The following is a 22,180-nucleotide window of genomic DNA, read 5'->3' on the forward strand; positions in this document are numbered from 1 at the left end:
TCCTGGCCCGATCCGCCGCCGGGCGGTTACGCCGCCGGGGTCGAACGCGCACCCGCGGTGATCCACGCCTCCACCCGCACGGTGGCCGTGATCGCCCCGAACGCCAGGAGCCTGGTCAGCCCGCGGTCGTCGCTCGCGCCCCCGCTGCCGTCCCCGTCGCGGCTGCCGTTGCCGTCCCGGTCGGCCCGCCATGCGGCGACGTCCGCGTCGGTGATCCGGTAGGGCGCCAGGGCCGCCAGCAGCGCCAGCCGGGCGCCCGGCCGCTGCTCGGACGGGACATCGGCGAGAGGCAAGGCCGTCGGGTCGCCGGCGAGCGGTGGGTGGCTGCCGTCCCAGCCGGCGACGGCAGCGAGCACGGCGGCCCGGGCGGCCTCGCCCAGCAGCCCGCCGCCGGCGGAGGCGGCGGCCCGAAGCGCCAGGTAGGCGGGGCCGACGGAGCCCGGGCCGGCCCACGCGGGAGCGGGCCCGTCCGGGAGCGACCCGTCGAGGACGGCCAGGCCGGCTCCGGGCTCGGGGTTACGCCGTGCGGCCGGGCCGACCGAGAGCGCGGCGGCCCGCCGGACGTAGGCGGAGCGGCGCAGCGCGCTCGGCAGCAACGCCTCCTCGTCGAGCAGTGCGGTGACCATGCGGTTGATGAAGTGGGTCACCAGCACCGTGCCGACGAACTCGGGTGTCTGGTCGGCGGGGAAGGGCGGCGCCGCCAGCGCGGGGCTGCCGGGGGAGCGGGTGGCGGCGGCCCACTCCAACAGCGTCGCGTCGCGCCGGTCGGCAGGCGTGCGGCCGGCCCGTGCGTCCTCGGCGAGCCGGTGGTCCCCGGCGCCGTGGGCGAGCAGCGCGTGCGCCTCGGTGCAGAACGGGCAGCGGTTGGCGAGCGAGACGGCGCTCGCGACGGCCTCCTTCTCCGCGCGCGGTGCGGTGCCGACGATCTCGGCCTCGCGCAGCAGCGCCCAGGTGGCGGCCAGCACCTCGGGCGCGGGGGAGAGGCTCATCAGGGGGCCGTCGGCGAGCAGGAAGTCCGCCTCCATCTGCGCGTAGACGGCGGCGACCCGTCCGGTGGCGGACTTCTGCGGGACGGGGGTGGTGTGGCGGTAGGGCCTGGGCATGCGTGTTCCCCTCCGAATGGCACGACCTCGGGCTGCATCGCAACTCGGGGTTGCGATAGCCTGAGCGTGTCACGCTGCCCGTCGTAACGCAACCAGGAGTTGCAATGTCTTCCGACTCGCTCCCGCCCGGGCCCGGCCGGTCCGGGCCGGCTCCGTCCGTGCCCGCCCCGTCCGACTCCGTGGAGGCCGGTCGGGTCCGCCCGACGATCGGGCGCGGGGAGAAGGTGCGGACGGCCGTCCTCGCTGCGACCCTCGCCGAGCTCGCGGAGATGCGCTACGCCGCACTGACCGTCGACGCCGTCGCCCGCCGGGCGGGCGTCCACAAGACCACGGTGTACCGGCGGTGGAAGGACAAGGACGGCCTGATCGTCGACGCGCTGGCCGGGCAGATCGCCGCGGAGATCCCGATCCCAGACACCGGGACGGTCGACGGGGACCTGCGACTGCTCGCCCGCGGCCTCGCCGCCTGGCTGCGCGGGCCGAGCGGTGCGGCGGTGCTGGCGGTGATGCTCTCGGAGGCCGCCCAGGCGCCCGGGCTCGCCGCGGCCCGGGCGCAGATCTTCGACGACCGGCTGCAGCGGGCCGAGCCGATCATCACCCGCGCGGTCGAGCGCGGCGAGCTGCCCGCCGGGATCGATCCGGCCGCGGTGATCAAGGCGGTGGCCGCGCCGCTCTACTTCCGCGTGCTGATCACCGCCGAGCCGGTGGACGACGAGGCCGCCGACCGCTCCGTGACGGCCGCCCTGGCCGCCGCCCGGAACGGCGGGCTGGGCTGACGCGCCGGGCCGCCGGGCCGGCCTCGCCGCAGGAGCCCGGCGCCCGCCGCATGCGGGAATCGGCCGCCGCGCTGCACCTCTGGGCGCGCGTCAGCTGATACGCCACCACTGTTGGACACCCGAAGGGGTGTTCGTGTTCACCTCGGCGCAACCGGCCGGTCGATCGGCCCGCCGGCTCGATCGCTGCGCCCCCGGGTCAGCCCTCTCGCCCGTACCCCCGGCCCGCATTCGTCCCGTCCGACCGGTCGGTCCGTGCACGCTGTGCGGCGCGTCTCATCCTTCCGGTCCCCGCTGGTCGGCGGGTCCGCGAGGCCCCCGGGGGACGCTAGGGTGGGTTACCGCGCCTCGGCGACGGCCTCTGCTGTGGACGGGGGAACCGGGGCGGCCGCCCCAGTGTCCTAGCAACTGCCCGCTAGTGGCCGGGCGGGGAGTTCGAGGCGTGGGAGCAAGCAGGACATGGGTCTGACGAGCCACAAGGTGTTGGCGCTGACCGTAGTGATCGCCGTGGTGATGATGGTCGGCACGGTCTGGCTCTGGCCGAGACTCGCGAAGCGGAGCTGGCAGGCCGTGCTCGGCCGCATCGGTGCACTGCTCGCCACCCAGGTCACCGTGCTCGCCGCGCTCGGGCTGGTGGCCAACAACTACTTCGCCTTCTACAGCAGCTGGGACGACCTGCTCGGCACCGGTGACAACGGCCCGGTCGTCATCCACAACAAGGCGGACGCCTCCGGCCGCCTCCTGGTGGAGACCATCGGCCACGCCAACGTCCAGGGCGGCGGGGCGCTCGGCCGGGACCCCAGGCAGTCCGGGGAGATCCGCCTGGTGCGGATCGACGGCGCCGTCTCCCGGCTCTCCACCGAGGGGTACGTCTACCTGCCGCCGCAGTACTTCCAGCCCGAGTACGCGCAGAAGCAGTTCCCGGCGGTCATCATCAGCACCGGCTTCCCCGGCATCGCCAAGAACCTGGTGACGCGGCTCAACTACCCAGGTGCCGCGCTGAAGTTGCTCCAGGAGGGCCGGATGCAGCCGACCGTACTGGTGCTGATGACCCCGTCGCCGGCGCTGCCGAAGGACACCGAGTGCGAGGACGTCCCGGGCGGCCCGCAGTCCGACACCTACTACACCAAGGACGTCCCGTCGGCGATCCAGGCGACGTTCCGGGTCTCCACCGATCCGCAGGCCTGGGGCTTCATGGGCAACTCGACCGGGGGCTACTGCGCGCTCAAGCTGGCCATGCGCCACCCGGACGTCTTCCCGACCGCCGTCTCGCTCTCCGGCTACTACCGGGCCGCCGACGACCCGACCACCGTCGACCTGTTCAAGGGTGCCGACGGTGAGCAGCGCCGCAGCGAGGCCGACCTGATGTGGCGGCTGAAGAACCTGCCGCAGCCCAAGGTGTCCGTGCTGCTGGCCGGCACCAGGGAGGGGGACGGCGAGTACCGGCACGACACGGAGGCGTTCGTGGGCGCGGTGCAGAACCCGATGAAGGTCTCGTACAGCATGCTGCAGACCGGCGGCCACAACTTCGAGACCTGGAGCAAGCTGCTGCCGTCCTCGCTGGAGTGGCTCTCCGAGCGCCTGAAGGTCCCGGGCCAGCCGGTCTGACCCGGGAGGGGCGGGCGGGAACCGGCCGGCTCAGGCCACCTGCTCCAGCGTGCCGGTGTGCAGCTCGCCGACCCGGCCGCCCTCGCCCTCGTACGTCCAGAACGCGCGCACCGTCAGCTTGCCGAGGTCCATCACATGGCTGACGGTGATGCCGCTCTGCTCGGTCCAGCTGACGAAGTACAGCTCCGGGCCGACCTCCGCGACGTGCAGGGCCACGTCCTCCCACTGGCCGGCCGATTCGCCGAGGCCCTCCCAGCGCAGCCGCTTGCCGTCGGCAGAGTAGGCGTTGCGGAAGGCCGCGCCGTTGTCGACCTGGAAGAGGTAGGTACGGCCGGCGAAGGCGGGCAGGGGGGCGGTCATGGCGGGACGGGTCCTCGTCTCTCGTCGTGCGGTGCCGGGCGTACCTGCCCGGGCGGGTGGTGTCGTGCCTGCGGTGCTGTGCTGTGCGGTGCCGTGCACGCGGTCCGAGCGGGACCGGTCCACCGCGGTGCGGGCCGGTCGGCACGCGGCCGCGGATGGACCTCCAACCTATCCGACGAGGTGACCTCCGCGACGTACTTGCCGACACCCCGCCACGGCGCGGGGCGCCACCCCGGTCGCGTACGGGGTGTGACCCCGGCACATGGGCGGCCGGGTGGCCCGGCCGTACCGTGCTGGCGCCGGCCCACCGGGGCGTGGGCCCGGCCCAGTCCGACCACGGAGCCGCCGATGCCCAGCACCCGCACCAGCCGAGCGAGGAACCGCCGGACCACCCGCCGCCTCGTCCCCGCCGTCCACCGGACACCCGCCGTCCACCGGACCCCCGCGGCCCGGCGGACCCCCGCCGCCGCCTTCGCCGCGCTGCTCGCGCTCACCCTGCTCCTCCTGGCCGTGCCGCCGGCTGCCGCCGTGACCGCAACGGCGGCCGCCGTCCCCGCCGGGGCCCCCGCCGTGACCGCGGGCCTGAACCTGGAGGCGACCTTCCCCGCCCCCGCCCACGGCTGGGCCAAGGTCGAGCGCTACCTCGACACCACCCCCGGCTTCACCGCCGAGCAGTACCCACCCGGCGGACGCGGCGACCAGGACGGCGCCCGCCTCACCTACTTCGGCGGGGTCCGCCAGCCGTTCTCCGGCCGGTTCCTGCTCTACTCCGCCGCCGGCTGGGACACCGGCGGCCGCGCCACGCCCGTCCTGCTCGTCCACGGTGCCAATGACAACGCCGACCGCGCCTGGGCCGACCCCGGCGAGAGCGGCAGCTGCGGCGCCACCGGCCCGGCCGGCTGCCCGTCCACCGGACTGGCCCAGTACCTGGCCGCGACCGGCCACCGGGTGTTCGCGATCGGCTTCGCCCACAAGCACGGCGACAACCTGCTCCAGGCCCAGGCCGTCGGGGACGCCGTCGCCCTGATCCGCGCCCGGCTCGGGGTGCCCCAGGTGGACGTGGTCGCCTGGAGCAAGGGCGAGGTGGCGGCGCGTGCCTACGTCTCCTCCGTCCGCCCCTCCTGGGGGCGGGCGTACGCGGGCGACGTCCGCCGGCTGGTGACCCTCGGTGGCCCGAACGGCGGCCTGGACTACGTCTACGCCCACGGCTGGGCGTTCTCCCTGGCCACCTGGCCGGCCTGCGGGGGCACCGCCAACGCCCCCTCCCCGCACCTGTACATGACCTGCTACGGGACGTACACGGCACAGCCCTGCCTCGGTGTGCTGCCGGCCGGCGGCCACGACTGCTACCCGGGCCAGCGCCAGCTGCTCGCCCGCTGGGACGCCACCTACGGGGTGGACGGGACGGCGCAGGACTGGTGGACGACGTACTACGGCGGCCGGGGGCTCTACACCTCCGGGCAGGGCATCCAGGCGGCGATCGACGCCGGCTCCCTGATCGGGCCGCTGCAGCGGGCAGGCGTCCCGGCGGCGGTCCGCACCTACCTGCTGGCGGGCGGCTCGGCCGACATCCCCGGGCTCCTGAACGAGAACCGCGGGCCCAGCGACGGCATCGTCTTCACCAGGAGTGCGCTGGACACCACCGGCATCGCCACGGTCGCCGGCACCCGGCTGCTGGACGGGCTCAACCACCTGGAGCTGGCCTGGTCCCCGGAGGCGATGTCGCAGGTCGACGCCTGGCTCGGCTGACCGGGCCCCGGCCGGCCGACCGGGCAACTGATCACCGGCGTCCGCGACTTGATCAACTCCGGCGGGGTCCGGCCGCAGCCCGGATGTGAGCTGCGCGACAACCGACCCCGCCGGGTTGTCGGGTTCCGGAGGGGCTGCCTAGCCTGCTCGGGACGTCCGCTTCGCGGACCCCCGCCGTCGGGACGCCGAGTCCTGTCCACCCGCCGGCCGGCAACCGAGCACCACAGCGGACGGGAGCGGGGGACCCAGGTAGTGCCGCGGCCTCTGCGCTCCGCGCTCGGCGTCCTCGGCTAGGGGTGAAGCCGCTCCACCGGCGGCCGGGCAACCTCAGCCCGAACCCGACAGCTCACCTCGCAGGCGTCACAGAGGACACTGCCATGCAGAAGCCTGCCCGGCGCCGCGCGCCGCGCCATGCCCGACCCTCCCGCCGCGGCCGCAACGCGGCCTTCGCCGTCACCGGCGCGCTCGCCATCGGCGGCGCCGGCCTGCTCGGCCTCCCGGCGGTCACCGGTGCCCACGCGGCGACCACGCCGACCGTCACCCAGGACAAGCTGACCCCGGCCACCATGGTGGCGGGCAAGGCCACCACCGCCTCGCTGACCGTCCACTCCTCCGCCTGCTTCACCGCGAAGACGGTCGGTGTCGGGGTGCGCGACGCGGGGGGACACAACCTCGACTTCCCCGGTGGCGCCGCCAACGCGCAGATATGCCCGAGCGGCCTGTCGGTCACCACCGGTTCGCGCACGCTGCCGGCCGGTACCTACACCCAGTTCGGCTTCTGGCAGGACCTCGGCGGCGCCTGGCACAACCTGCCCTCGCGGCAGCTGGTGGTCTCCGCGGCCACCGCCACCCCGAGCCCCGCCCCCACCGCGACGCCCGTGCCGTCGCCCACCGCGACCGCCGCCCCGAGCAGCCCGGCCACCGCGGCGCCCGTCGCCGGGAAGCAGCTGACCTGGTCCGACGAGTTCGACGGCCTCGCCCTGGGCTCCCGCTGGACGGCCGACCGGAGCAGCTCGTACCACTACGGCGACCACAACCCGAACGACAACAAGCTCGACTGGCTGAACAAGGACAACGTCGGCGTCTCGGGCGGTGTCGCCACCTTCACCGCCCGGCCGAGCACCCACACGCTGGAGAACGGCAAGCAGGCCTGGGACACCGGCCTGCTCACCACCGAGTACTCCACCGAGGGCTTCAAGGTGAAGACCGGCGACTACATCGAGACCCGGGTCAAGCTCCCCGCCGGCACCGGCGCCTGGCCGGCGCTCTGGACGTGGAACAGCACCAGCGGCAACCACGGCGAGATCGACAGCTTCGAGTACCACGCGGACAACGCGAACCTGCTGGAGCTGACCAACCACATCAACCCGGGCTACAAGTACGTCACCGACGCGAAGGCCGTCGCGCACGACCAGTGGGTCACCGTCGGCACCCAGTACGGCGCCACCTCGGTGGACTGGTACATCAACGGGGTGAAGGTCTTCTCGGACGGCAAGGGGGTCGGCGCCGGCTGGTCGGCCTACCCGATCCTGAACCTGTCGCTCAGCGCCGGGCAGTACCACCCCGCGCCGCAGGGCACGGCCCCGATCACCTTCGCGGCGGACTACCTGCGCGTCTACCGCTGATCGGACGGCGCACCGGCGGGCCGGCGCCCGCCGGCCCGCCGGACGCCGCAATGCCGGAGCGCCGACCCCCTCCGCACGAGGGCCGGCGCTCCGGTGTCTCCGCGTTCGCGGCAGCAGGCCACGACGCGGCTCAGGTGCTCTGGACGACCGCGATCTCGAACGGCTGCTTGTTGTTCGCCTCGTTCCTGTCGTCGTCACCGCGCACCGCGACCCAGCCCCCGGTCAGCGTGCTCGGGGCCGGGACCGTCGGGGCCAGCCGTACCGGGATCATGGCCGTCGCGCTCTGGAACCTCGGCAGGCCGGCCGGGAAGGTGCAGCGCACCCGGTGGCCGTTCTGGAACGGGTAGCAGTTCTCGGGGAAGAACGGGCCCTCCGGCGTCACCCCCTCGGGCAGGGTGACCACCAGGGTGAAGGGCGAGGCCGTGCGGTCCGGGCCGAAGTTCGCGACGAAGGCGTGCACCGTGGTGGTGCCGCCGGGTGCGGCGGCCTCCGGGTCGATCCGGACCACCACCAGGTCGGAGTCGGACGCCGCGGGCGCCGCCGCCGCGACCGGTGCGGGAGCCTGCCCGGCGGCCGGTGCGGGGGCCTGCCCTCCGTCGTCGGTGGGGCAGGCCAGTGCCGGACCGGCGGCCAGCGCGGCCAGCGCGCACCCCACCGTCAGCGACCTCCCGAAGAAACCCCGTGCGGACCCTCTGCGCGACATCGGCGCTCACCCTGCCCTCTGCTTCCGGTGCCCCGCGCCGTCCACGGGGCCTTGCGTCCGAACCCCAGCGTGACCGACCGGTCCGCCGCGCCCCGGGCAACCCGCCCTCGGGCCGCTCGAACGGGCGAACCCGCACCGGCGGGCCCGGCCACCCGGACCGTCCGGGGCAGCGGGCCGCCGCGGGAAGCCGGCACGTCAGAGCCGCGCACAGCAGAGCCGGGCTCAGGAGAGCCGCGTGCACAGCAGCGCCGTGCGCAGGAAGTCGGACGCGCCGACTTCCCGCGCACACAGTCAGGATGACGCTCCGTCAGGGTGCCAGGACCTGCCCGAGCCTGATCGCGATCTGCTGCATCACCGGCACCAGCGAGGAGGCGCCGGCCTGCTCCTCCAGCGCCCGGATCCGGGCTTCCGGGCCCGAGACGGAGAGCGCCGTCGGGGTCGGCGCGCCCGGTACCGCGAGCGCGATGCAGCGCACCCCGATCTCCTGCTCCTGGTCGTCCACGACGTAGCCGCGCTCGCGCGCCTCCGCCAGCTGGTCCAGCAGGGCCTGCGGGTCCGTCACGGTGAACTCGGTGTGGGCGGGCAGCGGGTTGGGGCCGAGGACCGCGCGCGCCTCGGCCTCCGGCAGCTGGGCCAGCAGGGCCTTGCCGACGCCGGTGCAGTGCGGCTGCACCCGGCGGCCGACCTCGGTGAACATCCGCATCGAACGCCGCGACTGCACCTGCCCGACGTAGACCACCTCGCCGCCCTCCAGCACGGCCAGGTTGGCGGTCTCGCCGGTGGCCTCCATCAGCTCGGCCAGGTACGGGCGGGCCCAGCTGCCGAGCAGTCGGCCGGCCGTCTCGCCCAGTCGGATCAACCGGGGGCCGAGGGTGTAGCGGCGCGCGGTGTCCTGGCGGACATAGCCCTGCTGGACGAGGGTACGAACCAGTCGATGGATGGTGGGCATGGGCAGGCCGGAGGAGGTGGAGAGCTCGCTGAGCGTCGCCACGCCGCCGGAGTCGGCCAGCGCCTCCAGCAGCTGGAAGGCGCGCTCGACGGACTGCACACCGCCGCTCGCGCGGTCCGTGCCCGTCGTCGATGCTGTGTCGGGGGTCGCGACCACCGGCGTTCCCTTCGCTGTCGGGGGAGGAGTAGAGTCCCTGCGATCACCTCAACAAACCGTTGAAATTCTGTATCGCGGAAACTAGTCTCCACCTTACAGAATCGAGCCCTCCGGTAGGTGGGGTTCGGATCGGTTCAGATCAAGGAAGTTCCCACCGGAACTCCCTTCGCCATGCTCAACCGTCTTAGGAGTGTCCTGCTCATGGCTACAGATCAGGGACCCGCCGGCGCCTCCCCCGCCGCTCCGGTCGTCACTGTCGCCGGTCCGCGCGTCCACCGGGCGGAGGAGGTGCTCACTCCGGAGGCGGTCGCCTTCGTCGTCGGCCTCCACCGCGCCTTCGAGGACCGCCGACAGGAGCTCCTGGCCCGCCGCAAGACCCGCCGCGCCGAGATCGCACAGGCCGGCACCCTGGACTTCCTCCCCGAGACGGCCGCCGTGCGCGAGGGCGACTGGACGGTGGCCGAGGCCCCGCGCGCGCTCCAGGACCGCCGGGTCGAGATCACCGGCCCCACCGACCGCAAGATGGTCATCAACGCGCTCAACTCGGGCGCCAGGGTCTGGCTCGCCGACTTCGAGGACGCCACCTCCCCGACCTGGGAGAACGTGGTCAGCGGCCAGATCAACCTGATCGACGCCTTCGAGGGCCGGATCGACTTCACCTCCCCGGCCGGCAAGGCCTACACCCTCAAGCCCGCCGCCGAGCTCGCCACCGTCGTGGTCCGCCCGCGCGGCTGGCACCTGGACGAGAACCACCTGCTCGTGGACGGCGTTCCGGTGGCCGGGGCCTTCTTCGACTTCGGGCTCTACTTCTTCCACAACGCGGCCCGGCTGATCGCCCGCGGCGCGGAGGACCCGAACTCCGGCCCGTACTTCTACCTGCCGAAGACCGAGAGCCACCTCGAAACGCGGCTGTGGAACGACGTCTTCACCCACGCCCAGGCCGCCCTCGGCATCCCGCACGGCACCGTCCGCGCGACCGTACTGATCGAGACGATCACGGCCGCCTTCGAGATGGAGGAGATCCTCTACGAGCTGCGCGACCACGCGGCCGGGCTCAACGCGGGCCGCTGGGACTACCTGTTCTCGATCGTCAAGAACTTCCGCGACGCCGGTGAGCACTACATCCTGCCGGACCGCAACACCGTCACCATGGCCTCGCCGTTCATGGCCGCCTACACCCGGCTGCTGGTGCAGACCTGCCACCGGCGCGGCGCCCACGCCATCGGCGGCATGGCCGCGTTCATCCCGAGCCGCAAGGACCCCGAGGTCAACGCGGCCGCCCTGGAGAAGGTCAAGGCCGACAAGGACCGGGAGGCCGGCCACGGCTTCGACGGCTCCTGGGTGGCGCACCCGGACCTCGTCCCGGTCGCCCGCGCCTCCTTCGACGCCGTGCTCGGCGACCGTCCGAACCAGAAGGACGACCCGGGCCCGGCCGAGCCCGTCACCGCGGCCCAGCTGCTCGACATCGCCGGCGCCGGCGGGACCTGCACCCACGCGGGCCTGCACAACGCCGTCCAGGTCGGCGTCCGCTACATCGAGGCGTGGCTGCGCGGCCTCGGCGCGGTCGGCATCTTCAACATGATGGAGGACGCCGCCACCGCCGAGATCTCCCGCTCGCAGATCTGGCAGTGGATCAACAACGGCGTCGTGCTCGCGGACACCGGCGAGAAGGCCACCGCAGACCTCGTGCGCCGGCTGGTGGCTGCGGAGCTGGCCGAGCTCCGGGCCGAACTGGGCGACGACGCCTACGCCGGTGGGCGCTGGCGCGAGGCCGCCAAGCTCTTCGAACAGGTCGCCCTGGCCGAGGAGTTCGCGGACTTCCTGACCCTCCCCGCGCTTCCCCTGCTGGGCTGAGCCCAATCTATCCGCGCGCGGGTCGGCTGCCGCCTGCCACGCTGTAGCAGACCCGCCGCCCTTTGCTCCGTTCCGTACGGCGACGAATCCACCTGTCCTCTCGTCGCCGTACGGAACGGCCTTCCGGAGGAACCTCATGGCACGCATCTTCTTCAACGGCCAGGCCATGGTCGGCGGCCCCTTCCACGCCTCCGTCGCGGACGCGCTGGTCGGGCCGGTCCGCACCGCCCCCGGCTACCGCTTCTTCTCGATCGACGTCGGCGGCGAGAGCGACGTCTGCCCGGGGCTGCACCCCGACCCGTCCGTCGACACCGCCATCGAGGGCGAGCTGTACGACGTCAGCCTGGAGCACCTGCGCGACGTCGTCCTCCCCGGGGAACCGCGCGAGCTGGAGCTCGGGGTCATCGAGCTGGCGGACGGCTCCGCCTGCCTCTCGATGCTGCTCGCCCGCGGCGAGGCGGAGCGCGGCGTGCACCGCGAGATCACCCACCACGGCGGCTGGCGCGCCTACCTCGCCACGCTCGGCCGCACCGCCTGAGCGGCCACCGGGCAGGCCGTCAGCGGGTGGTCCCGCCGCCCGCCAGCCCGTCGCCGAGCAGGCTGCGGCGGTAGAGGACGCTGCGGCCGTGCCGGGTCCGTTCCAGCAGGCCGGCCGAGGCGAGGGCGCCCAGGTGGCGGCTGACCGCGCCCGGGGTGACCCCCAGCCGGTGCGCCAGCTCGGTGGTGCTCGCCGGGGTCTCCAGCAGGGTGAGCAGCCGGGCCCGCGGTGCGCCGATCAGCCCGACCAGCGCCGCCGGCGGCTCGCCCGGTGCGCGGACCGGCCCCTCGCCGGGCATCGCGCCGCCCGGCCTGCCGCGGCCCGCGGTCAGGCCCTCGGCCATGGTGGCCCTGCCGCGCGCCGGATAGGTGATCAGTGGCGGTCCCAGCTGGGTGATGTCGGTCTGCGCGCCCAGTCCGAACAGGGTCGGGATCAGCACCAGCCCGCGTCCGGCGACGTCCACCGCGGTGCCCACCGCCCGGACGGCCGGATGGGGGTCGACGAGCCGCAGCACCCCGGCGTGCCAGGAGAGCCGGGCGTCGAGGTCGGCGAACAGCCCCTCCGCGCCGCGCTCCGAGAGCATCCGGCCGCGGTGGGTGATGTCCGCCTCCAGGACCGACCGTGCCCGCGGCCACCAGACCGGCGCCAGGCAGCGCGTCCAGTACGCCTCCAGCGCCTCGGCCGCCCGGGCGCTCAGCGCCGCCGGGTCGTCGATCAGCCCGGCCAGGACGGGTGGCAGCGGACTCCCGTCGCCGCGGTAGGCGGCGAGCACGTCCGCCCGCACCACCTCCGGCGGGGTGGCCGCCAGCACCGCGAGCTCGGCGGCGAAGTCCGGGCGGGGGGATCCCGGCCGGGGCGTGAGGAAGTCGGGCACGAAGCCGACCGGCGCGATCAGCGAGTCCAGCAGCGCGGTGTCCAGCGTCTCGTAGCGCGGCTGCCAGCCGGCGGTCCACGCCCGGTGCTCCGGGTAGCGGGCGGGGAAACGGCGTGCGCGCAGGCTCAACACCGTCTCCTGCAGCGGGGAGTAGCCGAACCAGGTGGCGGCGAGGTCGTCGACGCCGAAGCGGAACTCGAACATTGACCGCAACGGTAAAAGGATTCCGCCGCCGTGGGAAGCCCGGTGTCCTACCGGCATGACCTCGACCGCGGTGCGCCCGCCCGCTCCCAGCCGCCTCCTGCCGGACGATCCGCTGCTGCGCCGGCTCGTCCTCATGTCCCTCGTGAACACCGTGGGGAACGGCATGTTCGCCACGGTCGGCGTCCTGTTCTTCACCCGCTCCGTCGGCCTGACGCCCGGTGGGGTGGCGCTCGGTCTGACGGCCGCCGGGGTCTGCGGAATGCTGGCCGGCGTGCCGATGGGGCGCCTCGCCGACCGGATCGGCAGCAAGCGCCTGCTCCTGGTGACCGGGCCGCTGGAGGCGCTGGCCGTGCTGGGCTACGCCTTCGTCCACTCCTTCGCCGCCTTCGTCGCGCTGGCGTGCGTGGCGACGGTGCTGGAGCGCGGCTCGTCGGCGGTCCGCAGTGCGCTGATCGCCCGTGCACTGCCCGCCGAAAGCCAGGTCCGGGCCCGGGCGGTGCTGCGCTCGGTGGCGAACGCGGGCTTCGTCCTCGGCTCCGGCGGTGCGGCGCTCGCCCTGCAGGCGGACTCCTACCGGGGGTACGTGGCGGTGCTGGCGGTGGACGCGGTGACCTTCCTGGGGGCGACGGTCCTCCTGGCCGGGCTGCCGGCCCCGGAGGGCCCGGCAGCCCGCGGCGCGGCGGCCACCGACACCACCGGCGAGGCCACCACCACCGACGCGGCCCGCCGTACGGCGCTGCGCGACGGCCGGTACCTGCTGGTCACCGGGCTGCACGGGCTGCTGGAGCTGCAGCACGCCGTGCTCAACGTCGGCCTGCCGCTCTGGGCGGTGCTGGCCACGGACGCGCCGGCGGCGGTGATCGGCGCGGTGAACGTGCTCAACTGCCTGCTGGTGGTGGTGTTCCAGGTCCGGGCCAGCCGCGGGGTCGCCGACACCGGGACGGCCGCGCGGGCCTGTCTGCGGGGCGCGCTGCTGCTGGCGGCCGGTTCGCTGGCCTACGCGGCGGCGCAGTACGGCTCGGCCGCACTGGCCGTCGGGGTGCTGCTCGTGGGGGCGCTGGTGCACAGCCTGGGCGAGCTGCTGACCTCGGCCGGCGGCTGGACGCTCAGCCTGGAGCTCGCCGACGCGCGGTCGCACGGCGAGTACCAGGGGGTGTTCCTGAGCGGCCAGGCGGCGGCGCACGTGATCGGCCCGCTGGCGATCAGCCTGACCGTGCTGGACCACGGCGGCGTCGGCTGGGTGGTCCTGGCGGCGGTGTTCGCCGTGGCCGGGGCGGCCATGCCGGCCGCCGTCCGCGACCGGGCCCGGATCACGAGGGGCCTGGCGCCGAAGCACTCCTGACGGAGTCCCATGATCTTGCCGGATCGACACCGACCGGCATCCGGCGGTGTCCGCGCCCGACAGGGGTGGGCGCGGGCACGCCGCAGCCCCGGACCCTCGCCGTGGGTCCGGGGCTGCGTTCCGCTCGCCGGCCGGGAGGGGCGGCTCGCGGAGTCCGGGTCACGCACCGTCCCTGGGCGGCCCGGAGTGGGAGGGGAGCGGGAGGGCCGGGTGGCCTCCCGCTCCGGGGGAGGGTTTCGGCGGATCGGGGATCAGACGGGCCGGGAGGCCAGCTCCTTGGCGGCGCGGGCGCAGTCGCGGGCGATCCGGTCCTCGTTGACGGTGGTCAGCTGGCCCTTCTCGACGACGGCGTTGCCGTTGACGAAGAGGGTCGCCAGCGGGGGGAGGGCGCCGAGGGTGAGGGCGGCGACCGGGTCGGCGATCGAGGAGTGCATGATGCCGTCGACCTTCCACAGCGCGAGGTCGGCCAGCTTGCCGGCCTCGATCGAGCCGATCTCGTCCTGCCGGCCGAGCACCCGGGCGCCGCCCATGGTGCCCAGGCGCAGCGCCTGGCGGCCGGTGAGGGCGGTCGGGTAGCCGTGCAGGCGGTTGATCAGCAGCGCGTTGCGCAGCTCGGTGCCCAGCTCGCCGGACTCGTTGGAGGCGGTGCCGTCGACGCCGAGGCCGACCGGTACGCCGGCCTTCAGCATGTCGGGGACGCGGGCGATGCCGGCGGCGAGGCGGGCGTTGGAGGAGGGGCAGTGCGCCACACCGGTGCCGGTCTCGGCGAACTTGGCGATGTCGGAGTCGTTCATGTGGACGCAGTGCGCCATCCAGACGTCCTCGCCGAGCCAGCCGACCGACTCGAAGTAGTCGGTCGGGCCCATCCCGAACAGCTGCTTGCAGAACGCCTCTTCCTCGGCGGTCTCGGAGCCGTGGGTGTGCAGCCGGACGCCCTTGCGGCGGGCCAGTACGGCGGACTCGCGCAGCAGGTCGGTGGAGACCGAGAAGGGCGAGCAGGGCGCGATGGCCACGTGCAGCATCGAGCCGAAGGAGGAGTCGTGGTACTTGTCCACGGCCGCCTCGGAGGAGGCGAGGATGTCGTCGAGCTCCTCGACGGCGTGGTCCGGCGGCAGGCCGCCGTCCTTCTTGCTCCGGTCCATCGAGCCGCGCAGCGCGGTGAAGCGCAGGCCGAGCTCCTGGACGGCCTCGATGGAGGCGCCGAGGACGTCGCCGCCGTCCTTGGGGAAGACGTAGTGGTGGTCCGAGGCGGTGGTGCAGCCGGACTTGAGCAGCGCGGCGGCGGAGCCCTGGGAGGCGGCGTGGACGAGCTTCTCGTCGATCCGGGCCCAGGTCGGGTAGAGCGCGACCAGCCAGTCGAAGAGGATGTCGTCCTGGGCGAGGCCGCGGGTGATCCACTGGTAGAAGTGGTGATGGGTGTTGACCAGGCCGGGGGTGACGAGGTGGCCCTCGCCGTTGATCCGGCGCACCACGTTGTCCAGCCACTGCGGGGCGGGGCCGTCGCCGACCGACTCGATCCTGTTGCCGAGGATGACCACGTGGCCGCGGGCGTACTCGGTGTCGTTGGCGTCGACCGTCGCGATCGCGACGTTCTCGATCACGATCCGCTGGTCGGCGGGCGGGGGCTGGACTGCCATGGGGAACTCCTATGGGGGAGGCCGGGCGGGCATGGCGGGCATGCCCGCCCGGTGGGTCAGGACGGTGTCGCCGTCGGCACCGTCGTGCCGGGTGTCCCGTCGGCCGGCGACCGGCGGGCGACTCCGACGTGGTGGAAGAGCAGGTTGAGCAGGACGGCCATCACGCAGCCGGCCGAGATCCCGGAGTGCATCAGGGTGCGGACGGCCTCCGGGAAGGAGTCGTAGAAGGTCGGTACCGCGATCGGGATGATGCCGACGCCGAGCGAGACCGACACCAGGATGGTGTTCGAGCTGGACTCCATGCCGGCCTCCGCCAGGGTGCGGATGCCGCTCGCCGCGACCGTGCCGAACAGCACGATCCCGGCGCCGCCCAGGACGGGCTGCGGGACCAGGGAGACGAGCGACCCGAGCACGGGGAAGAGCCCGAGCAGGATCAGGATGCCTCCGCCGGCCGCGACCACGAAGCGGCTGCGGATCTTCGTCAGCGCGACCAGCCCGATGTTCTGGGCGAAGGCGCTGGCGGCGAACCCGTTGAAGACCGGGCTGAGCGCGGTGGCCAGTCCGTCCGCCCGCAGGCCGGCGGCGAGCACGGGCTCGTCGGCCTCGCGGTCGACGATCCTGCCGAGCGCCAGCATGTCGGCGGTGGACTCGGTCATCGAGACCACCATGACGATGCAGAGCGAGGCGATCGCGGCCGCGTCGAACATCGGCGCGCCGAAGTGGAACGGGGAGGGGAGCGCGAAGACCTTCGCGTCCTTGACCGCGCCGAAGTCGGCGAGGCCCAGCGGGAAGGCGAGCAGGGTGCCGATCGCCAGTCCGATGAGCAGGGAGAGCTGCTGCCAGAAGCCGCGCAGCAGCCGGTTGCAGAGCACCACCGCGACGAGGGTGATCGCGGCGAGGCCGATGGCTCGGGTGGAGCCGTACCCGGGGGCGCCCGGCGAGCCGCCGCGCGCCCAGTTGACCGCCACCGGGAGCAGGGACACCCCGATGAGGGTGATCACGGTGCCCTGGACGACCGGCGGGAAGAACCTGATCAGCTTGCAGAAGTACGGTGCCGCGAGGAAGCACAGGAGCCCCGCGACGATCACCGCTCCGAAGATCACCGGGAGGGCGTCCTTCGGTCCGTGCTCCTTGGCTATGGCGATCATGGGGGCGACGCCGGCGAACGAGACGCCGTTCACGAACGGCAGGCGGGCGCCGATCTTCCAGAAGCCGAGGGTCTGGAGCAGGGTGGCCAGTCCGGCGGTGAACAGGCTGGCCGAGATGAGCAGGGCGAGCTCGGCGGGGGAGAGCCCCACGCCGGCGCCGACGATGAGCGGGGGAGCGACGACTCCCGCGTACATCGCGGCGACGTGCTGCAGGCCGGTGGAGACGAGCTTCACCGGTGGCAGCAGTTCGTCCACGGGGTGGGTTTCCGGTCCGGACGGCTTGCCGGGGAGGCTGCTTGACGCGCCGTCCGGACCAGAAGATCTTGCAGGGGTGGAACCGCCGTCGGTGCTACTGGTGTTGCTGGGTGCCATGTCGAGCCCCTCTTGTGCCCGTGGCTCGCGACGCGCCCGCGGCGCTGGAGACGTTTCGATCGCGCGGCGGCCGGGGGCGGGACGGCGGTGCAAGGGTCCCCCGGCCGGTATCTCCAGCTCCCCGGGCCGGCCGCCGTGAAGCGGGCACGGTCTCCGGTGGGTGGGGGTGGAGAAACAGGTGGTGCGGGTACTGCTGGTGGTGCGGGTGTGGCGGGTACTGCGGGTATTGCTGGTGTGACGGGTACTGCTGGTGTGACCGGTACTGCGGCCCGTCCGGGATCGACCGGCCACAGGGGGCCGGAGGGTGCGGCGACGCCGGACGGTGTTCATGGGGGAGGTCAGGCGACCGGGATCACCGGGACGACGCCCTCGCGGTGCACGGTGCCCTCGATCAGGCCGTACATCCGGTCGGCGGCGTAGTAGACCTCGTTGTCGTTCTTGAGGCCGAAGGGCTCCAGGTCGACCAGGAAGTGGTGCTTGTTCGGCAGTTCCAGGCGGACCTCGTCCACCTCGGCGCGGTTGTTCAGCACCCGGGTGCCCATCGCGTGCAGGGTCTGCTGCAGCGAGTAGGAGTAGGTCTCGGCGAAGGCCTCCAGCAGGTGCCGCTTCACGTGGGAGTAGGAGCGGTTCCAGTTGGGCTGGGCCTCGCCGTCGCGGCCGCTGAAGCCGTACTTCCAGCGCGCCGTCACCTGGGTGGCGAGGATGCGGTCGTACGCCTCCTGGAGGGTGGTGTACCGGTCCTTGATGTAGCCCCAGAACTCCGAGTTGGTGGAGTTCATCACGATGAGGTCCTTGAGGCCCGAAACGACCTGGACGGACTCCCCGTCGTAGACGATCTCGCTGGTGCGGGTCTCCTGCCCGCTGCGGACGAAGGAGTGGCCGACCTCCTCGGAGCCGATGAAGCGGGCCGAGCTGTCCGGCGTCTTGATCCGGTCCCAGGCGTACTCCTCGATCCGGATCCGGGCGCTGTGCACGACACCGCGCTCGGTGTTGTCCACGAAGTGCCGCGCCAGGAGGATGCCGAAGGCCTCGGCCGACTCGATCCCGTGCTCCTTGGCGAAGGCGTACACGGTGTTCTTCGTCGTGTCGGTGGGCAGGCAGTTGGCGTTCGACCCGGTGAGGTGGACGTCCTCGAACTCGCCCTGGAGGGAGACCGAGACGTTCAGGTCCTTGATCTCGTGACGGGTCGAGTCACGGTAGATCCGGACGATGCGGTTCTCCGCCTTGCCGTACTGGTTCTGACCGAGCACGTGGGCCATGACGTGGCTCCCAATCAATCAAGCGGTCTAGCTTCCGCGGTAGACCGAGTATCCGAACGGGTTGAGCAGCAGCGGCACGTGGTAGTGGTGCTGCGCGGGCGCGACCGTGAAGACGATCGAGACCTCGGGGAAGAACGGCGTCTCCTCGGACTTCGCCGCGTAGTACGCGGCGGTGTCGAAGAGCAGCCGGACGACCGAGCCCGCCTCCACGGCCGGCAGGTCCTTGGCCCGGCCGTCGGAGTCCGTGGCGGAGGTGCCGAGCACCTTCCAGCCACCCTCGGTGTGCAGCGCGAGCTCGACCGGGACGCCCTCGGCCGGGCGGCCGAGGCTGGTGTCGAGCACGTGGGTGGAGATGCCAGTCATGGGTGAAGTGACCTTACTGATGGCAGGTGTGACGTTGCGTCGAAAGCGGCCGACCCGGGGTCAGCCTTCGTCGAGCAGCCGGTTGATCCGGATGTCGTTGATCTTGCGCAGCTCGCCCCGGACGATCTCCGCCTCGGTGGCGGCGTCGTTGGGGTAGCGCTCCCGCAGCGCGGCGAGCATGGTGTCCGCGGTGCGTCCGGTGGCGCAGATCAGGAACACGTGGCCGAACTTCGCCTCGTAGGCGGCGTTGGCCTCGTGCAGTTCGTCGAGGAGTGCGGTGTCCACTCCCCTGATGCCGGCCTGCTCGCGCTCGGAGGTGGCGTCGCCCGCCTTGGGCTTGCCGATCCGGGCGTGGCCGGCCATCGCGTCGTTCAGGTCGGCGACCGCGAGGGCGGCCATGGCCGACGCGTTGGCGTCGAGCAGGGCCGTGCGGTCGGACCAGGGCCGGGCCGCCGCGACGGCGTCGGCCCAGGTGGGGCTGGAGCAGACCTCCAGCAGGATCGCCCTCAGCTCGGCGGCGTCGGCCGCCGCCAGGGCGTCAAGGGCGTGGGGGTGGTTGGTCACGGGTGGACCTCCTGAAGAGTGGTGCCACCCGCACAAGCTAGATCGACCCAACGTGGCCGTCAACACTTTGTTGAACGGTTGGTGGTTACGTTTTGAACGGGTCCCGGTTACCCGGCCGTTTCGTGTGCGATGAGACAAGTGTGCCCCGCCGGGGGCTGGTGAAGACTGGCCTGGCCGGCGGGGTTCACCCGGACGTACGCGGATCCGCGCACCGCACGGGCGGCTCCGCACACCTCGCGGGGGCTCGCCGCCGCGCTCAGCCGGACTTCGAGCCGTCCTGGCGGTTGAGGTAGTTGTACACGGTGAAGCGGCTGACGCCGAGCGCCGAGGCGACCGTCTCGACCCCGTGGCGGACGGTGAAGGCGCCGCGCTCCTCCAGGAGGGCGACCACGCGCTGCTTCTCCCCGCGGTCCAGCTCGGTCAGCGGGCGGCCGTCGAACTGGCGGGTCATCTCGGCCAGCAGGCGGTCGAGCGCGCTGCTGAGGTGGGGCAGTCGTACGGCGAGCGCCGGGGCGCCCTCCCACTCCAGGACGACGTCCTCGGCCTTCGCCTCGTCCAGTCGGACGGGCGTGGCGCCGACGGCGTCCAGCAGCGGCTTTATCGCCGCGGCGAGCGGGTGTTCCACGTGCTCGGTCACGGCGTACCGCCCTCCTCGCCGAGCACGCTGACCTGGACCGAGATCCGGGTCGCACCCGCGTCCAGGGTGTCCCGGAGCAGCTTGGTCACCGCGCCGAGGACCTGCTCGGCATCGCCCTCCGCGCCGGTGCCGAAGGGGCCGACCGAGACGGCCAGGCCGGCCTCGTCGACCACCTTCCGGGCCGCCACGGCGTGCTCCGGGAACGTGTCCAGTTCGAACGGTTCTGTCGTGAACTCCACCATCAATCGCACCCGCCCACTGTAGCGAGCGGGGGTGCGGGCGGGCAGGGGCTGGTCGATCGAACAGCGGCGGGGCCTGCGGGGGAGCGGTTTCGGTCGGCTTCAACAAATTGTTGCGGCGGTCTTGACACCCGCTCAGCGCGGCGGACATGCTTCCACCAAGCAGAATCCCTCTTCCGGATCGTGGAAGTTGCGGATGACGGAAGAGAGTGAGAGGTGATTGACGTGACGGCTGCGGCCCAGCACCGCTACACGGTCAACCTGTCGATCCTGTTCAGCGAGCTCCCGCTCCTGGAGCGCCCGGCCGCTGCCGCCGCCGCCGGCTTCACCGCCGCCGAGCTCTGGTGGCCGTTCGGCGAGAGCGCCACGCCGTCGGAGGCCGAGCTGGACGCGCTCCGCAAGGCCTTCACCGACGCCGGTGTCCGGCTCACCGGGCTCAACTTCCTGGACGACCTCAGCCTCGGGGTCCGCGGCACCGTCTCCGTGCCGGCCGCGAAGGACCGCTTCCGCGCCAACGTGCCGGTCGCCGCCGAGCTGGCCGCCTCGCTCGGCACCAAGGCGCTCAACGCGCTGTACGGCAACCGGGTCGAGGGCGTGGACCCGGCCGAGCAGGACGCGCTCGCGCTGGAGAACCTCGTCCTCGCCGCCCGGGCGGCCCACGAGATCGGCGCGATCCTGCTGATCGAGGCGCTGAACAAGCCCGAGTCGCCGGACTACCCGCTGGTCTCCGCCGCCGCCGCGGTCGAGGTCGTGGACAAGGTCAACGCCGCCACCGGCCTGGGCAACGCGAAGTTCCTCTGCGACCTCTACCACCTGGCCATGAACGGCGAGGACCTGGCCGCGGTCATCGACACCTACGCCGACCGCTTCGGCCACGTCCAGATCGCCGACAACCCCGGCCGCAACGAGCCGGGCACCGGCGGCCTCGACTTCGAGGACCTGTTCGCCCGCCTCACCGCCGCCGGCTACACCGGCCGGATCGGGCTGGAGTACCGCCCCTCCACCGGCGTCAGCGCCGACAGCTTCGAGTGGCTCCCGCGCGAGCTGCGCTCGGCCGGCTGAGCGCACCGCCCCCGGCGCGCCCGCCGGACCTCCCGCACCCCACCCCTCCACGCACCTAAGGAACGACGCGATGAGCCGCAAGATCGCCTTCATCGGCCTCGGCATCATGGGCAGCCCGATGGCCGCCAACCTGGTCAAGGCCGGACACCACGTCACCGGCTTCAACCTCACCCAGCCGCAGATCGACGCCCTGGTCGCCGCCGGCGGCCACGGCGCGACCAGCATCGCCGACGCGGTGAAGGACGCCGAGGTCGTCATCACCATGGTCCCGGCCGACCCGCACGTCGAGCAGGTCATCCTGGGCGAGGGCGGCGTCCTCGAGAACGCCGCGCCCGGCACCCTGGTGATCGACATGTCCTCGATCACCCCGCAGACCTCGATCAAGGTCGAGGCCGCCGCCAAGGAGAAGGGCGTCCGCACCCTGGACGCCCCGGTCTCCGGCGGCGAGGCGGGCGCCGTCGAGGCCGTCCTGTCGATCATGGTCGGTGGCGCCGCGGAGGACTTCGCCGAGGCCAAGCCGCTGTTCGACGCCCTGGGCACCACGGTCGTCCACGTCGGCCCGGCCGGCGCCGGCCAGACCGTGAAGGCCGCCAACCAGCTGATCGTCGCCGTCAACATCCAGGTCCTGGCCGAGGCCGTGGTCTTCCTGGAGAACGCCGGCGTGGACCTGGGCGCCGCGCTGGACGTGCTCGGCGGCGGCCTGGCCGGCTCGACCGTGCTCAACCGCAAGAAGGCGAACATGCTGAACCGCGAGTTCGCCCCCGGCTTCCGCATCGACCTGCACCACAAGGACATGGGCATCGTCACCGACGCCGCCCGGGCCGTGGGTGCCGCCCTGCCGGTCGGCGCGGTCGTCGCCCAGCTGGTCGCCTCGGCCCGTGCCAACGGCGACGGCTCCCTCGACCACTCGGCGCTGCTGCGCGGCGTCGAGCGGCTGTCCGGCCGCGAGGCCAAGTAGCCGGACCGGGCCCCCGCGGCCCGCAGACTCCTCCTGGTGGCGTGTACCTATCCGGTCGTGCCCGCGCCACCAGGAGGCCAGGCCCGATCGGCAGGTGGGTTGG

Annotated in this window: 21 protein-coding genes and 1 riboswitch; of the genes, 9 read left to right on the top strand and 12 right to left on the bottom strand. The window is 73.1% G+C overall.

Annotation, left to right across the window (positions count from 1 at the left end):
- Positions 1–26: 26 nt before the first annotated feature.
- Entirely contained in the window at positions 27–1,103 is a 1,077-nt protein-coding gene (locus RMN57_RS29985; protein WP_313766413.1) for a carboxymuconolactone decarboxylase family protein, read from the bottom strand.
- 104 nt (positions 1,104–1,207) lie between these two features.
- Here RMN57_RS29985 and RMN57_RS29990 point away from each other — a divergent pair, with 104 nt between their 5' ends.
- Positions 1,208–1,879, top strand: coding sequence for a TetR/AcrR family transcriptional regulator (locus RMN57_RS29990; RefSeq protein WP_313766414.1), 672 nt, complete (start codon positions 1,208–1,210; stop codon positions 1,877–1,879).
- A gap of 456 nt (positions 1,880–2,335) precedes the next feature.
- Entirely contained in the window at positions 2,336–3,484 is a 1,149-nt protein-coding gene (locus RMN57_RS29995; protein WP_313766415.1) for an alpha/beta hydrolase-fold protein, read from the top strand.
- A 30-nt stretch (positions 3,485–3,514) separates the two neighbouring features.
- On the opposite strand, the gene RMN57_RS30000 is transcribed toward RMN57_RS29995, so the two are convergent.
- Entirely contained in the window at positions 3,515–3,844 is a 330-nt protein-coding gene (locus tag RMN57_RS30000) for a MoaF-related domain-containing protein (RefSeq protein WP_313766416.1), read from the bottom strand.
- A gap of 348 nt (positions 3,845–4,192) precedes the next feature.
- On the opposite strand from RMN57_RS30000, the gene RMN57_RS30005 reads away from it, so the two are divergent.
- Positions 4,193–5,593 (top strand): lipase, encoded by a 1,401-nt coding sequence (locus tag RMN57_RS30005; protein WP_313766417.1) that lies wholly within the window; start codon positions 4,193–4,195, stop codon positions 5,591–5,593.
- A 209-nt stretch (positions 5,594–5,802) separates the two neighbouring features.
- A riboswitch (cyclic di-AMP (ydaO/yuaA leader) is annotated at positions 5,803–5,968 on the top strand.
- Between the two features lie 2 nt (positions 5,969–5,970).
- Positions 5,971–7,218, top strand: a complete 1,248-nt coding sequence (locus tag RMN57_RS30010) for a glycoside hydrolase family 16 protein (protein WP_313766418.1) — start codon at positions 5,971–5,973, stop codon at positions 7,216–7,218.
- 130 nt (positions 7,219–7,348) lie between these two features.
- On the opposite strand, the gene RMN57_RS30015 is transcribed toward RMN57_RS30010, so the two are convergent.
- Together RMN57_RS30015 and RMN57_RS30020 are read right to left on the bottom strand one after the other, a co-directional pair.
- Positions 7,349–7,921 carry a hypothetical protein gene (locus RMN57_RS30015; protein WP_313766419.1) on the bottom strand — a complete coding sequence of 191 codons (573 nt, stop codon included), beginning with the start codon at positions 7,919–7,921 and terminating at the stop codon, positions 7,349–7,351.
- 307 nt (positions 7,922–8,228) lie between these two features.
- The gene (locus RMN57_RS30020) at positions 8,229–9,026 is read right to left on the bottom strand and encodes an IclR family transcriptional regulator (protein WP_313766420.1); all 798 of its coding nucleotides are present in this window, start codon (positions 9,024–9,026) and stop codon (positions 8,229–8,231) included.
- 201 nt (positions 9,027–9,227) lie between these two features.
- On the opposite strand from RMN57_RS30020, the gene aceB reads away from it, so the two are divergent.
- The gene (gene aceB, locus RMN57_RS30025) at positions 9,228–10,880 is read left to right on the top strand and encodes a malate synthase A (RefSeq protein ID WP_313766421.1); all 1,653 of its coding nucleotides are present in this window, start codon (positions 9,228–9,230) and stop codon (positions 10,878–10,880) included.
- Positions 10,881–11,016: 136 nt separating this feature from the next.
- On the top strand, positions 11,017–11,418 hold the full coding sequence (locus RMN57_RS30030; RefSeq protein ID WP_238862488.1) for a gamma-glutamylcyclotransferase: 402 nt from the start codon (positions 11,017–11,019) through the stop codon (positions 11,416–11,418).
- A gap of 19 nt (positions 11,419–11,437) precedes the next feature.
- Here the strand turns inward: RMN57_RS30030 and RMN57_RS30035 are convergent, their stop codons facing one another.
- Complete coding sequence (locus tag RMN57_RS30035; protein ID WP_313766422.1) at positions 11,438–12,496, bottom strand: winged helix-turn-helix domain-containing protein; 1,059 nt, start codon at positions 12,494–12,496, stop codon at positions 11,438–11,440.
- A gap of 55 nt (positions 12,497–12,551) precedes the next feature.
- On the opposite strand from RMN57_RS30035, the gene RMN57_RS30040 reads away from it, so the two are divergent.
- Positions 12,552–13,838, top strand: coding sequence for an MFS transporter (locus RMN57_RS30040; RefSeq protein ID WP_313766423.1), 1,287 nt, complete (start codon positions 12,552–12,554; stop codon positions 13,836–13,838).
- Between the two features lie 251 nt (positions 13,839–14,089).
- On the opposite strand, the gene RMN57_RS30045 is transcribed toward RMN57_RS30040, so the two are convergent.
- The 7 genes from RMN57_RS30045 to RMN57_RS30075 form a co-directional block, all read right to left on the bottom strand.
- On the bottom strand, positions 14,090–15,475 hold the full coding sequence (locus RMN57_RS30045; RefSeq protein ID WP_313766424.1) for an 8-oxoguanine deaminase: 1,386 nt from the start codon (positions 15,473–15,475) through the stop codon (positions 14,090–14,092).
- A 56-nt stretch (positions 15,476–15,531) separates the two neighbouring features.
- Entirely contained in the window at positions 15,532–16,995 is a 1,464-nt protein-coding gene (locus tag RMN57_RS30050) for a nucleobase:cation symporter-2 family protein (protein WP_313766425.1), read from the bottom strand.
- Between the two features lie 338 nt (positions 16,996–17,333).
- Positions 17,334–18,254 (bottom strand): factor-independent urate hydroxylase, encoded by a 921-nt coding sequence (gene pucL, locus RMN57_RS30055; RefSeq protein ID WP_313766426.1) that lies wholly within the window; start codon positions 18,252–18,254, stop codon positions 17,334–17,336.
- A gap of 27 nt (positions 18,255–18,281) precedes the next feature.
- Positions 18,282–18,617: a hydroxyisourate hydrolase gene (uraH, locus tag RMN57_RS30060; RefSeq protein WP_313766427.1), complete on the bottom strand. Its 336-nt coding sequence runs from the start codon at positions 18,615–18,617 to the stop codon at positions 18,282–18,284.
- A gap of 60 nt (positions 18,618–18,677) precedes the next feature.
- Positions 18,678–19,181, bottom strand: a complete 504-nt coding sequence (gene uraD / locus RMN57_RS30065) for a 2-oxo-4-hydroxy-4-carboxy-5-ureidoimidazoline decarboxylase (protein WP_313766428.1) — start codon at positions 19,179–19,181, stop codon at positions 18,678–18,680.
- A 256-nt stretch (positions 19,182–19,437) separates the two neighbouring features.
- A complete protein-coding gene (locus tag RMN57_RS30070) occupies positions 19,438–19,818 on the bottom strand; it encodes a helix-turn-helix domain-containing protein (RefSeq protein WP_313766429.1) in 381 nt (126 codons plus the stop codon).
- Entirely contained in the window at positions 19,815–20,060 is a 246-nt protein-coding gene (locus tag RMN57_RS30075) for a thiamine-binding protein (RefSeq protein WP_255752388.1), read from the bottom strand. The genes RMN57_RS30070 and RMN57_RS30075 overlap by 4 nt, the downstream gene beginning before the upstream one ends.
- 213 nt (positions 20,061–20,273) lie before the next feature.
- On the opposite strand from RMN57_RS30075, the gene RMN57_RS30080 reads away from it, so the two are divergent.
- Both RMN57_RS30080 and RMN57_RS30085 read left to right on the top strand, forming a co-directional pair.
- Positions 20,274–21,119 (top strand): TIM barrel protein, encoded by an 846-nt coding sequence (locus RMN57_RS30080; protein WP_313766430.1) that lies wholly within the window; start codon positions 20,274–20,276, stop codon positions 21,117–21,119.
- 70 nt (positions 21,120–21,189) lie between these two features.
- Positions 21,190–22,077 carry a 2-hydroxy-3-oxopropionate reductase gene (locus RMN57_RS30085; protein ID WP_313766431.1) on the top strand — a complete coding sequence of 296 codons (888 nt, stop codon included), beginning with the start codon at positions 21,190–21,192 and terminating at the stop codon, positions 22,075–22,077.
- The last annotated feature ends 103 nt before the right edge of the window (positions 22,078–22,180 follow it).

The sequence above is a fragment of the Kitasatospora sp. CM 4170 genome (assembly GCF_032110285.1).
Taxonomy (GTDB): Bacteria; Actinomycetota; Actinomycetes; order Streptomycetales; family Streptomycetaceae; genus Kitasatospora; species Kitasatospora aburaviensis.

Bases quoted from the DNA above. Each gene is read 5' to 3' on its own strand.
- RMN57_RS29985 (WP_313766413.1), bottom strand. From the start codon at position 1,103: ATGCCCAGGCCCTACCGCCACACCACCCCCGTCCCGCAGAAGTCCGCC.
- RMN57_RS29990 (WP_313766414.1), top strand. From the start codon at position 1,208: ATGTCTTCCGACTCGCTCCCGCCCGGGCCCGGCCGGTCCGGGCCGGCT.
- RMN57_RS29995 (WP_313766415.1), top strand. From the start codon at position 2,336: ATGGGTCTGACGAGCCACAAGGTGTTGGCGCTGACCGTAGTGATCGCC.
- RMN57_RS30000 (WP_313766416.1), bottom strand. From the start codon at position 3,844: ATGACCGCCCCCCTGCCCGCCTTCGCCGGCCGTACCTACCTCTTCCAG.
- RMN57_RS30005 (WP_313766417.1), top strand. From the start codon at position 4,193: ATGCCCAGCACCCGCACCAGCCGAGCGAGGAACCGCCGGACCACCCGC.
- RMN57_RS30010 (WP_313766418.1), top strand. From the start codon at position 5,971: ATGCAGAAGCCTGCCCGGCGCCGCGCGCCGCGCCATGCCCGACCCTCC.
- RMN57_RS30015 (WP_313766419.1), bottom strand. From the start codon at position 7,921: ATGTCGCGCAGAGGGTCCGCACGGGGTTTCTTCGGGAGGTCGCTGACG.
- aceB (WP_313766421.1), top strand. From the start codon at position 9,228: ATGGCTACAGATCAGGGACCCGCCGGCGCCTCCCCCGCCGCTCCGGTC.
- RMN57_RS30030 (WP_238862488.1), top strand. From the start codon at position 11,017: ATGGCACGCATCTTCTTCAACGGCCAGGCCATGGTCGGCGGCCCCTTC.
- RMN57_RS30035 (WP_313766422.1), bottom strand. From the start codon at position 12,496: ATGTTCGAGTTCCGCTTCGGCGTCGACGACCTCGCCGCCACCTGGTTC.
- RMN57_RS30040 (WP_313766423.1), top strand. From the start codon at position 12,552: ATGACCTCGACCGCGGTGCGCCCGCCCGCTCCCAGCCGCCTCCTGCCG.
- RMN57_RS30045 (WP_313766424.1), bottom strand. From the start codon at position 15,475: ATGGCAGTCCAGCCCCCGCCCGCCGACCAGCGGATCGTGATCGAGAAC.
- RMN57_RS30050 (WP_313766425.1), bottom strand. From the start codon at position 16,995: ATGGCACCCAGCAACACCAGTAGCACCGACGGCGGTTCCACCCCTGCA.
- pucL (WP_313766426.1), bottom strand. From the start codon at position 18,254: ATGGCCCACGTGCTCGGTCAGAACCAGTACGGCAAGGCGGAGAACCGC.
- uraH (WP_313766427.1), bottom strand. From the start codon at position 18,617: ATGACTGGCATCTCCACCCACGTGCTCGACACCAGCCTCGGCCGCCCG.
- RMN57_RS30075 (WP_255752388.1), bottom strand. From the start codon at position 20,060: ATGGTGGAGTTCACGACAGAACCGTTCGAACTGGACACGTTCCCGGAG.
- RMN57_RS30085 (WP_313766431.1), top strand. From the start codon at position 21,190: ATGAGCCGCAAGATCGCCTTCATCGGCCTCGGCATCATGGGCAGCCCG.